General features: G+C 36.4%; 11 protein-coding genes. 2 read left to right on the top strand and 9 right to left on the bottom strand.

All coding sequences use genetic code 11. The features are described 5' to 3' along the window. Positions 1–509 precede the first annotated feature (509 nt). A complete protein-coding gene (locus TY21_RS11540) occupies positions 510–644 on the top strand; it encodes a transposase (RefSeq protein ID WP_130589682.1) in 135 nt (44 codons plus the stop codon). 298 nt (positions 645–942) lie between these two features. Here TY21_RS11540 and TY21_RS09540 read toward each other — a convergent pair whose 3' ends face one another. Continuing rightward, positions 943–1,626 carry an HAD family phosphatase gene (locus tag TY21_RS09540; RefSeq protein ID WP_052354374.1) on the bottom strand — a complete coding sequence of 228 codons (684 nt, stop codon included), beginning with the start codon at positions 1,624–1,626 and terminating at the stop codon, positions 943–945. A gap of 35 nt (positions 1,627–1,661) precedes the next feature. On the opposite strand from TY21_RS09540, the gene TY21_RS09535 reads away from it, so the two are divergent. Then, complete coding sequence (locus TY21_RS09535; protein ID WP_042239442.1) at positions 1,662–2,495, top strand: D-Ala-D-Ala carboxypeptidase family metallohydrolase; 834 nt, start codon at positions 1,662–1,664, stop codon at positions 2,493–2,495. Between the two features lie 291 nt (positions 2,496–2,786). On the opposite strand, the gene TY21_RS09530 is transcribed toward TY21_RS09535, so the two are convergent. From TY21_RS09530 to TY21_RS09495, 8 genes are all read right to left on the bottom strand, one after another. Continuing rightward, positions 2,787–3,929 carry a hypothetical protein gene (locus tag TY21_RS09530; RefSeq protein WP_042239441.1) on the bottom strand — a complete coding sequence of 381 codons (1,143 nt, stop codon included), beginning with the start codon at positions 3,927–3,929 and terminating at the stop codon, positions 2,787–2,789. A gap of 1 nt (position 3,930) precedes the next feature. Beyond that, positions 3,931–5,388: an MBOAT family protein gene (locus TY21_RS09525; RefSeq protein ID WP_042239440.1), complete on the bottom strand. Its 1,458-nt coding sequence runs from the start codon at positions 5,386–5,388 to the stop codon at positions 3,931–3,933. 30 nt (positions 5,389–5,418) lie between these two features. Further along, positions 5,419–7,257, bottom strand: a complete 1,839-nt coding sequence (locus TY21_RS09520) for a glycosyltransferase (RefSeq protein WP_130589681.1) — start codon at positions 7,255–7,257, stop codon at positions 5,419–5,421. Beyond that, the gene (locus TY21_RS09515) at positions 7,247–8,521 is read right to left on the bottom strand and encodes a hypothetical protein (protein WP_042239435.1); all 1,275 of its coding nucleotides are present in this window, start codon (positions 8,519–8,521) and stop codon (positions 7,247–7,249) included. Before TY21_RS09515 ends, TY21_RS09520 begins: the two co-directional genes overlap by 11 nt. Positions 8,522–8,589: 68 nt before the next feature. Beyond that, positions 8,590–9,537, bottom strand: a complete 948-nt coding sequence (locus tag TY21_RS09510) for a glycosyltransferase family 2 protein (RefSeq protein WP_042239433.1) — start codon at positions 9,535–9,537, stop codon at positions 8,590–8,592. After that, positions 9,521–10,816, bottom strand: coding sequence for a glycosyltransferase (locus TY21_RS09505; RefSeq protein ID WP_052354372.1), 1,296 nt, complete (start codon positions 10,814–10,816; stop codon positions 9,521–9,523). The genes TY21_RS09510 and TY21_RS09505 overlap by 17 nt, the downstream gene beginning before the upstream one ends. Beyond that, positions 10,817–11,635 carry an ABC transporter ATP-binding protein gene (locus TY21_RS09500; protein WP_052354371.1) on the bottom strand — a complete coding sequence of 273 codons (819 nt, stop codon included), beginning with the start codon at positions 11,633–11,635 and terminating at the stop codon, positions 10,817–10,819. Further along, on the bottom strand, positions 11,636–12,472 hold the full coding sequence (locus TY21_RS09495; protein ID WP_042239432.1) for an ABC transporter permease: 837 nt from the start codon (positions 12,470–12,472) through the stop codon (positions 11,636–11,638). Between the last annotated feature and the right edge of the window lie 93 nt (positions 12,473–12,565).

The raw sequence follows: 12,565 nt of genomic DNA, 5'->3' as shown, positions 1-12,565 counted from the left end.
ATAAAAGAAAAATAGAAAAAGTCTAAAAACGCCTTTGAATAAAAACTTAAAGAAAATATACCAGAAAAAATAAATAAATAGTTAAATATTTAAAACAACTATTTGTATAAAAATTATTGTTAAAATAAGTTTAACTTTCACTATATAAAAAAACAGGTGTTTTTACATACTAACTTATTATTTTTAAAAGCTTATTATTGAGATTATGCTTGCATAAAGAGCTGCTCAAAAGTATGTAATTACAATCGCCTAGTGGTTCTAAAAAAGATGACAATGCTAATTAGGAGATTGTAGAAAAAAACTAAAGCTTGGATAAATATCTTTTGATGTTTATCAAGGTTCATGAATATTAACTTTTCCTTTCACTTGCTATAGCATCTGCTTGAAGAGCTGGATTATATTAAAGAAAAATATAGCTTTTAAAGCTTTATTCAAATCATGAAGCTATCATTTTAATAGTAAAAGATTTAAATGTGTGAGGTGTTCTTTTTTTAAGAAGGAGAAGAGATATGCCAGGAAGTTTTGAAGGACTTACAGATACTCAATGGAGAATCTTACAACCGCTTTTGCCGCAAAGCTCTTCGAAAAATTTAAAAGGAAAGCCTCATACTCCCTGGAGAAAAATCTGTGACAGCTTATTTTGAATTTTGATTACAGGGTCACGTTGGTGGATCTTCCTAGAGGACCGAATTGGGGATCAAGATCGGCTACTCATCGGTGGCTAGGTAAATGGCAAGAAGATGAAACTTTAGATAGCTTGCTAGCGCCATTAAAGGAATGCGCGGATATGGGACTAGAATGATTAATTGGGAAAAACTAATATTTTTATTAAAAGCAAGGTGATTAATAGCTGGCCGTTCGATAGAAGCAAAGAATTTATTAAATATTTTTAAGAGAAAAGGTAGATACAAGTAAAAAATACGAGCATGCAAAAGTATTAAGCTAGAACCCTAGACTTTCTAGCTTTTGCGAATTATTTAAGACGTTAAAGTCGACGACACGAATCACATTTGAAGGGAGGTTATCATAAGCAGCTTTTGAAACGAGCACCGGCTGAGCAGAAGTTTGCAAGAGAGCTTTAATACCTCTTGGAGTATCTTCAAAGCCAATAATATTATCTTGGTAATCGGCAAGTTGTTTGATAGCAGTAAGGTAGCTTTCTGGATGAGGTTTAGGGTGAGTGTAAAATTCGCGGGTAAACCAATAAGGGATGGTATTGAGGATAGGAAGCTGACAGCGAACAGTATCCACAAGCGCCTGCGGAGAATGAGTAACAACACAACGCTTGATATTAGCTTTGTTTAAAGCCTCTAGCAGTTCCTGCACTCCCGGCATAAGTTGAATATCCTGGTGTAAAAGTTCAATCACTTTTTCTCTTTTACATGCATACAGAACATCCCAGTTAGGCTCTACTTCATAAAGGGCGGGCAGCTCGCGATAAATTTCTTCCTTTAAGCCCTCCGCATGATAATGAGCAGCTTGGCAATAGCGTGCAAAGCTCCAGTCAAGATTAAAACCATATTTCTTACACATGTACTGATAGGCTTTAAAATGAATTTCTTCGGTATTAACTAATAAACCATCGAAATCGAAAAGAAACAGTTGATAATCATCTATCCAATGCATAAGCTAATGATTCCAATTTTAGTTAATTTATTCATATGAAATACTTTTCTGTTGTTTTAACTTTCCTTCTAGCCTTTTTTCTTAGCGGTTGTTTTTTCTCTGAAGAAGCAGAAAGTGAACGAGCACGCCTACAAAATGCAATAGGAGAATATATCTATCGCCGCCACAACGAATATCTTTTTAAGCCCGAGCCTGCTACTCAATCAGCTCCAATTCTATATTCCTGGGAAAACAACTCTTTTCATTCTATTACTAAAGAATATTTTCGTTGTAAAGGCAGTAGCCTTAATCCTCCGCATGTCGTTCAACGCAAGCAAGAGACCTTACGTTTTTTCGACTGTGGAGGAGCGGAACGTCATAGTTTGCCTTTGCATAATGATAAGGAATTTGTCTATCCTATTCTAATTAATTTGCTTAATTACCTCCAGCATAAATCAGGTAAAAAGATTGTCATTACCTCGGGCCATCGCTGCCCTCAGCATAACGTTTATGTAGATGATTCTCTAGAGAACCAGTCATCTAAACATATGATTGGGGCAGAGGTTTCTTTTTATGTTCAGGGGTGGGAAGATAAACCAGCAGAAATTATTAAGCTTATTCATCACTATTATTTGGAAACACCTAAATATAAAGGATTAAAAGATTTTCAAGAGTTTAGCCGTTATGAAAAGCAAGATACGAATGTCTCTACGCTGCCCTGGATGAATAAAGAAGTGTTTGTAAAGCTTTTCAAAAAAAAGGAGGGGCGTAATTTTGATAATCGCCATCCTTACCCTTATATTAGCATCCAAGTACGTTACGATATGGAGACCCAAACAAAAGTATTTTATTCCTGGGAAAAAGCCCATCGAAACTTTTTACGCCAATAAAACATAGTATATAAAAAAAGTTTATATAGTTTCTCAAAAGAACATTAAATAAATAGAGGAAGAGGCTATAAAAGATTTGAGGTAGGTTGGATAGAAAAAAAATCTAAAAAGAGGCATGGCGAGGACAAAACCTCCTGAGCTACTGCTTTATAATACGCTCTTTGAGCCACTTCTTACGCCATCATTTACATCATCATACCCTCTCTTTAAGGAGAGAGAGCTTTCGGAAAGGCAATTCCCTTTTTAGACACTCTAGCTATAGTTTCTTTAAACGATTAAAGCCGCCCTCTCCTAAATATTCAGTTGATTTCGCAGCCAAATAGCCAAGTCAAAATTTTTTTCTATCCAGTCATCTCTTTGCTTACGTATTTTTGTTAGATGTAATTCAACTGTTTGCGGATTTAATAAAAAACCAGCCTCTTGCTCTTGGCAGCCATTTTCTTTCCCATACACACGATCCAGTATAATCTGCCCATACAAAGGGGTAAAGTGAGAGATCTCGAAAAAACGTCTATTAGAGTTACCTATTGATAAATCTTCTTGATTAAAAGCGCAGAAGCCGGAGAAATCGTAGATAGGGTAAATGGCACTTAGCTGGCGTTTCAAATTTTCTAAAGCTTTCCAACAATTACATTGATAAAGCGCTTCCCAATAGTAAACATGGGCTGGACTAAAGACTACTTTCAAATCAATATTGTTTTCCTGACACCTCTGCACAAGCTTTCTAAACATAGCCACTTTTTTATCATCAATTTCATAATTATTGAAGATTAACCTTTTCTCTTCTTTCAAAAATTGCACAGGGTTTTCGACAATTATTGGATTAAGAAGGATAAAATCATTTTCATCAATCTTAACATAATAGCCAGCCACCTCTTCTAGCTTTTTAGGATTTATATTGTGTTCAAAAGTAGACCAACTAAATTTAATAGTTTGTTGTGACAATAAGCACTGGGCCCAGTCGGAAAAAGAGAGAGAAGCCCTTCTCAATCGATCTTCCCTATATTCTGCTACAGGCTCAAGCTGGCTTGCAAATGCAAAAAAGTCTAAACTAAGAAAAACTGCTTTCAGATCAGGTTGGTTATACAAAGCATGTTCAAAGTAGCCAAAGATTTCGTCAAAGCGAGCTCCGGAAAAAGCTGCCTTATAAGCTTGCCCTCCAGCTAATTGATTATAATAGGTTAATGGAAAACCTGCACGTACACGTGAGGATCCTAACATAATAGCTGTCGGCTTTTTAACTATAATCTTAGCTGCCTTATCAAATCTTTCCTGTGTGCTCTCTAATTTTTTATCATTAAATCCAACAATTATAGGAGGCTTAAAGTAATCAAAAGGATCTATTAAATAATTAAAAGAGACAATAAATATAAGAGCAATTAGGGTAGCAATGAAAAAAGCAGTAAGAAAGAGATGATGGTTTTTATTAGGCATATTAGAATTGATAATAAAGAAATTCAGTAACGGCATCCAAATCTATCAGGCAAATAATAAAGATCGCACTCAAGCTTAAACCTGATAAAATAGGATATTTAATAAAACGTTCTTTCCACCACATGCTATTGGGAAGTAATAAGGTAGCTAACAGACAAGCCAAAATTTTTAGCAAATCGTAGAGGCGTACATTGGAAAAATGAAGCCTTTCAAAAGTCACTCCATAAGCTTTCAAAAAGGCTAAGCTATATTCATATTTTTCAGGAAGGATTACTCCATTATAACCAAACAATCCCTCTAATATCATCCAAGCTCTATGTAAATCAGGAGAGCGGAAGATAACAAAAGCCACTACCACGCAGAAAAAAGTAAAACACTGTCCTAGAAGAGGTGATAACTTAATATTAAGCTTACGCCATAAATGATTAATCATAAGAAAAAAACCATGGCAGAGCCCCCACACCACAAAGGTCCAATTAGCCCCGTGCCAGGCTCCACCAAGGAGCATAGTAATCAACAAATTAGCTAATTTGCGGGTCTCCCCATATCTATTCCCTCCTAAAGGTATGTATAAATAATCTCTTAAAAAGTTAGAGAGCGAGATATGCCAGCGCCGCCAAAAATCAATTATTGAGGTGGCTTGATAAGGAGAGTTAAAATTAAGCGGTAGTTGAATATTAAAGTAGAGCCCTAGCCCAACAGCCATATCTGAATAGCCAGAGAAATCAAAATAAAGCTCTATAGAATAAGCTAAGGCCCCTATCCAAGCTTGTAAAAAAGGGATTAGAGTTTGATTTTGATCAAAAACCGGGGTGACATATCCATACATGGCATCAGCAATGAGGACTTTTTTGGCTAATCCTATGACGAATAAAAATGTTCCTTGGGCAAAATTGTAACTAGACCATTGATAGTTGGCAGGGTTGTCAAATTGCGTAATCATTTCTTTATGGTGCAATACCGGGCCTGCGATTAAATGAGGAAAAACTGTTACGAATAGGCTGTAAGAGCACCACCCTCCTGGAACGGCCCTCGCTTGATAAACATCTACAAGATAGGCTATTTGAGTAAATGTAAAAAAAGAGATTCCTAAGGGTAGAATGATATCTAATAATTTTATCTCAGAAGATAAAAAATAGTTAGCACTGCTAATAAAAAAATTAAGATATTTAAAATAAAGTAAAAGAGCCAGATTGAATGTTAAGCTTAATAGTAGATAAAGCTTTTTTCCTTGGCTTGTAGAAGCATTATATATCTGATTGCCTGCTATATAATTAAAAAGAATGGATGCACATAATAAAGGAACAAACCGCACATCCCAGTAAGCATAAAAGATTAAAGAACTGATTAGCAAAAACAGCTGAGCACCTTTCTTAAGGTGAAAATAGCAGCAAACAAAAAATATTGCTACCACTATAGGAAGATAGATAAAGATGAAAAGGTAAGAGTTAAATAACATCTTCGCTCATTTTTATTTTTAATAATCCCTCTAATATTCTGTCTTTTCAAGATCTTCGAAGTGGATTTTTTCATTCTCCCATAATTTCTGAACAAATCGACGATGCACCCAGGACAAAGTTTCATAGTCCTCTATATTGACTTTTTTACGAGAAATGCTCTCATGATGAACTCCTACTGCAAAGGGAGTATATAAACAGTGCAGCCCTTTTGCACGCACTTTAACTGCTAAAGCAGTGTCACTAAATGCTATAGGGAACCATACTTCGTCAAATCCGTTTACTTCAAGGAAGGTCTTCTTTTTAATCATGCAGCAAGCAGCTGTAACGGCTGCTGATATTTTCAAAAAATTAGTTTTCCTAAGGTGGTGAAATTTTTCTAGCCTCTCTTCATGGTGCCAAGATTTCATAAAAGCGGCTCCTGAGGATTCAATGATCACGCCTCCATGCTGCAATAAGCCATTAGGGTAATTTAAGCGGCAACCGACTAGTCCAATTCCAGGCTGTTCGATCCAACGGCACATCTCTATTAAACCGTCAGCATCTAAGTCTACATCATTGTTAAGAAAAAGGATATTTTCTATATCTTTAGCTATTTTAGTTTCCCTAACCGCCCTATTATTTAAACGTGAATAATTAAAGGGCTCCTCTACTCGAATAACTTCTACCCCCAGTTCCCTCAATTTTTCTGCTATAGAAAAGTCTTGGCTATTATTATCAATGGCAGTCATTTTCACGCGGACATTTTTTTGCTTCATGATATGATTGACAGCAGATAAGGTGAGACGGAAATGATCTTTATAAAGCATGATTACATGCACTTCAGGAATACTAAGGAGCTGAGGGATCGCCCTTACACTTGATTTGGAATAGCCTGGCGTCCAATTCCAGTTTAATTTTTTACTTATTGAATAATTTTCGAAAGATTTAAGAATATTTCTTAGCGCAGGCAAATTTGAATAGTGGATCTCTTGCTTAATTTTATTTTCTTCTCTAATCGCATAAAGAGGCAAAGGTACTTTATGAAATAAAGCCCCGGCTGCTTCTAATCTTAAAGGTAAATCAAAAGTGTGTATTCCTTCACTTTCTTTAAGCAATCCCCCAATTTTTTCCCAAAGATTTTTAGGAATAAGCAAAGTATGTCCTAGGTCATCATTAAACACATAGGGAAAACAAGGCCGTTGCGGCTTAAGAGTACGAGTTTTTGGAAGGGGCATACAGTGATGATCGATTTGATATTCATCACAGAATAATACAGTAAAATCTTTTTCACCCATAAAATTAAGAGTTTGCTCATAGCGATAGAATAGATCAGGCCTCATCCAATCTCCTACCGGCAAGATAAACAAGTAATTGCCCTGAGAGAAGCTAGCTAAAGCATTTATTACCTCACTTTGAGAAAGATTTTTTTCAAAATTAAATACTTTTAAGCTTGCCAATTCGTTAGGAATGAAATGATTGAGTAATTTTTTTATTTCTTTGTCCGACTCTTTGGAAATAGCTAATAAAATTTCTTTATAGGGAGCTGTTATATCTAAAGCCGTCCTAAGTGTTTGCTTAAGATATTTTCTAGGGCATTGAGTCGCATCAATTAAGATAGAGTAATAAAATCTATTATTGTCTGGTAGAAGAGCATGTAATCCTTGAACAGTTTCTTTTAATCTATTCCATTTAAAGGATTGGTTATCCTCAAGCTCTATATTTTCCTCTAAATGTTTAGTAAATTTTTCTAGATATAAAAAATGCTGCTTAAAATAAGAGAGTAAATAAGAAAAAAAGCATCTTTTTTGAAAACCGCGTAATAAATATCTCGCTGAGACACCTAAGTATGTGGTACAAATCCTACCCAATTTTTTTATTTTACTCATCATACCAGCTCACAAGGACCCTCTCTTGCTGAGAGAGTGTTTTTAATATATCGCTTACCAATAGAAACATGGAGTAAACAATACCACTTGTTAAGGAAATAAGAAAAGGATTGGTAAACCCAGAGAGAAGCCATACGCCAAAAAGACCTAAAAAAGCCAGCTTTAATCGATTAAAGGGTGGCGCAAATAGTTTGTAAGCTATGATAGCTACCGGAATCATTAAAATAATAAAGCCTAAGATTCCAAATTGCATGAGAAAAGCAATCCATTGAACCTCATAAGAGTGGTGCAAATCTCCTCCCCTTACTAACTTTTCCACATATCCTCCAAGACCTTTCCCTAATAAAGGATAAATATCAAGCTCTTCCATCAAGGCGTTAATCTGATCTACGCGCACTTGATCAGACATCTGGTTATCATGGCTAAAAAAGCGCTCATAAATAAGAATTTGTACTTTTTCTATTCCTATCCAACTTAACCCTAGAATAGCGACTAGCGTGGTTAAAATCGCCATTCTGAAAAATCCTTTAAAGTTTAAGGTAAAGGCATATAAGATTATACTTATTCCCACCACCCCATAGAGGAAACGTGAGAAACTAAGAAAAATTGCAGGCAAAGTAATTAGCAGAAATAGCCATTTAAAATTTTTGCTTAATCCTAAGTTTAATCGATTACCTTGTAATACGAAAAGCAGTAAAAAAGGCGTGATAATATCTACTGAGGTTTGCAAGCGGGATAAGTTACCTTGAAGCATGGCCATGCTCATATAACGAACCCCTAAAAGGTCTAATAAATGAAACATGTCTATAATTTTCAAAAGGTGGAGAACGACTACTGTCACTTTAATTGTCGAGTAGGCAAAATTAGAATAGATAATCACTTTTAAAATTTTTTCCTTAGTCGTTAAATCTTCGTGCACTAGATTCAAAGTCATGATGACAGTAGCAATAGTGATGGAAAAAATTTTAAATTGATCGAAGCCGCTATTTAACCATTCATTTTTTTGCCAATGGCCAATAAACATCCAAATCAACAAAAAACTTAAGGAAATGCAAGCAAAACAGATGAGGCGAAGTTGATGCATTGTCAAACGCACTCTAAAAAAGCTATAAAAAATCATTAGACAAAAACACCCAAGAAACAACCCACTTTTAGGGGTCATCATTCCATGGTTACCGTCGGAGGGGAACGTTAAGCCTATGACGAGCATGGCAAAATAGGGCCATACCCAAAAAGAAAATTTTAATAAATTGGCATTTGCTAGCATACCTACTCTTTATAAGCATGGTTTATTGTTGATAGGTAATTTTAAGGGTAAGGAGCTGTTTTTTCCTATCACCCTAAGAAAAAATCCGCTAGGTTTCGCACCCATCCCTGCTTAAAAAACCCATGACAGTAAATTGTTTTTTTTCTCTTCATCCAAGGAAGATGAGCAAGCATTAAGAAATCTTTTAGGATCTTTTGCTGCGAGAGGCTTAGCAACTGCTGATAGCGGTGAAAAAAAATGAAAGCCTGTTGAAATTTTTTTTCATCAGCCTGGCGCCACTTATGCAATTTTTTCTTTATATTACAAAAATTAAAAAATTTCTGAGCCCCTAATGTATTTGTGGAATGTTGCCTATAGTAGAGAGTAGCCTCATTAATGACCCCTATTTGGCCGAAGGTCGAGGCGATTAAAGCTAACCACCAATCATGCATAAAAGCTTCATGAGGGATAGGCCTGGCCAGTTCATTCATGAGACGATTGATCATTATCGTGCACCCGGTCACTACATTTTGCGCCAGTAGTTTATTTAAGCTAGAAGAATGAGGGGACTTAAGATAAGTATAATGCCAAAAAGAGGGGTCTAGCAAATTTAAACTTTCATCTACCACGGTTAGGTCGCTATGGACAAGCAAAGGAAGTTCCCCATACTTGTTTTCCATGGCTATCATGCAAGAAAGAGATTTTTCAACTTTATTAGGCTTCCATACATCATCCTGGTCAGAAAACATCAGATAAGAAGAGGTCGAAGCTTGCATCAGCTGGGAAAAATTAGCTTTTACTCCTTGACGCTCTCTACCTTGGAAAAAGGTTATCCTATCAGGAAACTTAGAAAGAAAGCTTTCAATAATTAAGGGGGTATTATCTATGGAAGCATCATCTCTAATTAAAAGATGAATATCAGGATGAGTTTGCTTTAACAAAGACTCTATTTGCTCTGCTAAATACCTTTCCCCATTATAAGTGGCCAGAAGGATATCAACCTTCCGAGGGTTAGAAAAGCTAAGTTTTGATTCCATTATTCCGCCTTATCCACCATCTTTCCACTAAAGTCCACGGATGGCATTTTTGAAACTGATAATACAATATTTGGGCAAGATCATAAGCAAAATAATTTTTAAGAGGATTATTTATTAAATGCTCAATAATTTCTTCAAGAGGAGCGACTGCTTTTTCCCATACAAGCTGCTCCCTTAGTTCTTTAAGATTGCTTTTTATTCTTAGCGTTTCAGCTGAATCATCTATTAGCTGGCTTATCGCTAAGACTAAAGCCTGAATATCTTGTGCGGGTACAACTTTGCCAATTTTATTTTTCAAGACGAGTTCTGCAAAGACATCCCCCTCAGTAGTAATAAGGGGCAAGCCTGCCCAAATATAATCTAAGAGCCTGGTGCGAAAAGAATATTGAGTTTCCAGATGCTCAAAATGTGTGGATACCCCAATATTTGCATCCAAAAGAAAATTTTCCCGTTCTTCATAAGGTATCCATTGTTCATTAAAGAAAACAAACTGATCTTTAATTTTTAAGTCTTCCGCTAGCTTAATTGCTTTATTGGCCATACTCATGATAGGAATGCTGGCGTTAGGATGTCTGATTCCCATAAAAACTAGCTTTATATCGCTTCTTTGCTTAGAAAGTTCCTTAACCGCACGAATAAGAGTCAAAGGATCAAACCAGTTCCAAATACCTCCTCCCCATAAGAGAAGCTTATCGGAAGCTTTAATATTAAATTTTTCGCGAAAACCGCTTTTAGATTGAATAGCAGGGCGGGAAGGAATCCCAAAAGGGGCGATGCCTACTCGTTTATGTAACGTTTCATCTTGATCATAAATGGTAGGGGAAATTTTTTTTAAACTTAATAAAGAGCCCATCCAAAGATCTCTTTGCCGATGATTGGCGCAAATTACGGCATCAGCCATGCGTAGATTGAAATTAATGGTATGAATAATCGCACGATTAAGATGTTTTCTTACTTTAAGTGCTGAGGGCTTAAAAATTTCTAAATGCTCTAGAGGCTCAGGATCATAGGCATCATAGATAAGAGGAATTTTATAACGCTTAGCATGGAAGGCAAGGCTTTGGTCAATAGTTTGAGTGATGATAACATCTATCTTTTTAAACTCGATGGGACCTGTGCTTATCGTAAACGTAGTGGAGACTTGATCAGTTTGATTAGGAACATGTAGAGTCACTTGATGGTTTTTAGCAAGTGCATGCGCAAATTCCCAATAACGAATGGCCGGTCCCGCCATTGATTTTCCCAAGGTATCTAAGCAATTTAAAAGTATTCTTACCATTTAACTCGTCAGGTTTCCTTGAATTTTTTGCTCATAGGCTTTTATACATTTTTCTATAGAACCGACCTCAATCTGGCGTCCATTCTCTAAGTAAATTCCTTTATTACAGATTTCTAATAAAGAATGGGTATTATGGCTGACAAAGATGATCGTTCTGCCACTCAACGCCAGCTCACGCATTTTTTTTATACATTTAGCTTGAAAAGGGGCATCGCCTACAGCTAATACTTCATCGAGGACCAGCACCTGAGGATCTAAGTAAGCGGCGATGGAAAACCCTAGGCGCGTGTACATCCCACTTGAATAGCGCTTGACTGGCGTATCTAAAAATTTTTCAATCTCTGCAAATTCTACAATCTCATCAAATTTTCGAGCAATTTCACGTTTGCTCATTCCTAATATAGCCCCATTTAAAAAGACATTTTCTCTTCCTGTTAGTTCAGGATGAAAGCCTGTGCCTACTTCCAATAGGCTGGATATCTTTCCTCGAAGGAAAATTTCACCATCTGAAGGCATGATGATGCGTGATAGCAACTTCAGCAAGGTAGACTTTCCTGCCCCATTGCGGCCAATAATCCCAAATCGGTCTCCTTCTTCTATGGCTAGTGAAATGTCTTTTAAGGCCCAAAATTCTTCTGTTTGCTTTTCTTCGGCAGCTGCTGCTGCTCGGCGTTTATGGCCCCCCATTCTCTTCCAAAAGCGACGTCCGTGCATAGCCAATGTCTCTACAAGTGTCGTTTGCCCTAGGGGAGGTTGATCATGGAATATCGTATACTTTTTCGAAACATTTTTTAATTCAACGATATTTAAATTACCCATTTATAACCTATCTACAAAAGAGCGTTCCATTTTACGAAAATAAAGAAAACCGGTAACTACTAAAATAAGCGTAACAACAGCAGAAGTAGCGATGGAATAAACCAAATGAGGGTAGGTAAAACCAAAAAGAGACCATCTAAATCCATCTATAATTCCTACCGCAGGATTCAAGCAGTATAGCCAGATCCATTGGCTAGAAATCTCGCTGCTGCTGTAGCCTACAGGAGAAATAAACATGCCAATTTGGACAACAAAAGGAATTAAAAACCTACAATCTTTAAATTTTACTGTCAAAGCGGAAAGCCAAAGAGATCCTCCCTCACTTAATAGCAGGGCCAGCATAATAAAGATAGGTAACCCCATCAGTGTGGTAAAATTTAAAGGCTGAACAATAAAACAAAAAAAGAACAACAAAATCATGCCTATGAGAAAGTCTGCAAAATGTACAGCAATTTGTGCGGTAGGGATGATAATACGAGGAAAGTAAATTTTAGAGATTAAATTGGCATGATGGAGAATGCTCGTTGAACCTTCCACAATAGCATTAGAACATAATTGCCAAGGAAGCAAACCGGCTAAAACAAAAGAAGCGTAGTTAATATTTCCCGAAGAAAGATGAGCGATTTGCCCAAACACCAGCGCAAAAATCCCCATATTGATAAGAGGGCGGATGACTGCCCAGGCTATTCCAAAAAAAGCTTCCTTGTAGCGCACTAAGATATCGCGCCATGCAAAAAAATATAAAAGTTCCCGATAATCGATTAAATCTTTGAGATATTGGGCTTGTCTTATATGGGGATTGATTCTCAGCAAAAAAGGCTTCGTAGGCTTGTTCATAAATCAAAACAACACTATTAAAAGGCATAAAAAAGTTTATTTTAGACGCTTCGCTTGTTTTAATACAGTACTTTTAACAAGATCCTCTCCCCT

This window comes from Neochlamydia sp. S13, assembly GCF_000648235.2.
Classification (GTDB): domain Bacteria; phylum Chlamydiota; class Chlamydiia; order Chlamydiales; family Parachlamydiaceae; genus Neochlamydia.
Note: the sequence above shows the minus strand (reverse complement) of the source record. Positions and strands in the feature narration are given on the sequence as shown.

Excerpts from the sequence above, each read along its gene's own strand:
- TY21_RS11540 (WP_130589682.1), top strand. The coding sequence starts at position 510 with ATGCCAGGAAGTTTTGAAGGACTTACAGATACTCAATGGAGAATCTTA.
- TY21_RS09540 (WP_052354374.1), bottom strand. The coding sequence starts at position 1,626 with ATGCATTGGATAGATGATTATCAACTGTTTCTTTTCGATTTCGATGGT.
- TY21_RS09535 (WP_042239442.1), top strand. The coding sequence starts at position 1,662 with ATGAAATACTTTTCTGTTGTTTTAACTTTCCTTCTAGCCTTTTTTCTT.
- TY21_RS09530 (WP_042239441.1), bottom strand. The coding sequence starts at position 3,929 with ATGCCTAATAAAAACCATCATCTCTTTCTTACTGCTTTTTTCATTGCT.
- TY21_RS09525 (WP_042239440.1), bottom strand. The coding sequence starts at position 5,388 with ATGTTATTTAACTCTTACCTTTTCATCTTTATCTATCTTCCTATAGTG.
- TY21_RS09520 (WP_130589681.1), bottom strand. The coding sequence starts at position 7,257 with ATGATGAGTAAAATAAAAAAATTGGGTAGGATTTGTACCACATACTTA.
- TY21_RS09515 (WP_042239435.1), bottom strand. The coding sequence starts at position 8,521 with ATGCTAGCAAATGCCAATTTATTAAAATTTTCTTTTTGGGTATGGCCC.
- TY21_RS09510 (WP_042239433.1), bottom strand. The coding sequence starts at position 9,537 with ATGGAATCAAAACTTAGCTTTTCTAACCCTCGGAAGGTTGATATCCTT.
- TY21_RS09505 (WP_052354372.1), bottom strand. The coding sequence starts at position 10,816 with ATGGTAAGAATACTTTTAAATTGCTTAGATACCTTGGGAAAATCAATG.
- TY21_RS09500 (WP_052354371.1), bottom strand. The coding sequence starts at position 11,635 with ATGGGTAATTTAAATATCGTTGAATTAAAAAATGTTTCGAAAAAGTAT.
- TY21_RS09495 (WP_042239432.1), bottom strand. The coding sequence starts at position 12,472 with ATGAACAAGCCTACGAAGCCTTTTTTGCTGAGAATCAATCCCCATATA.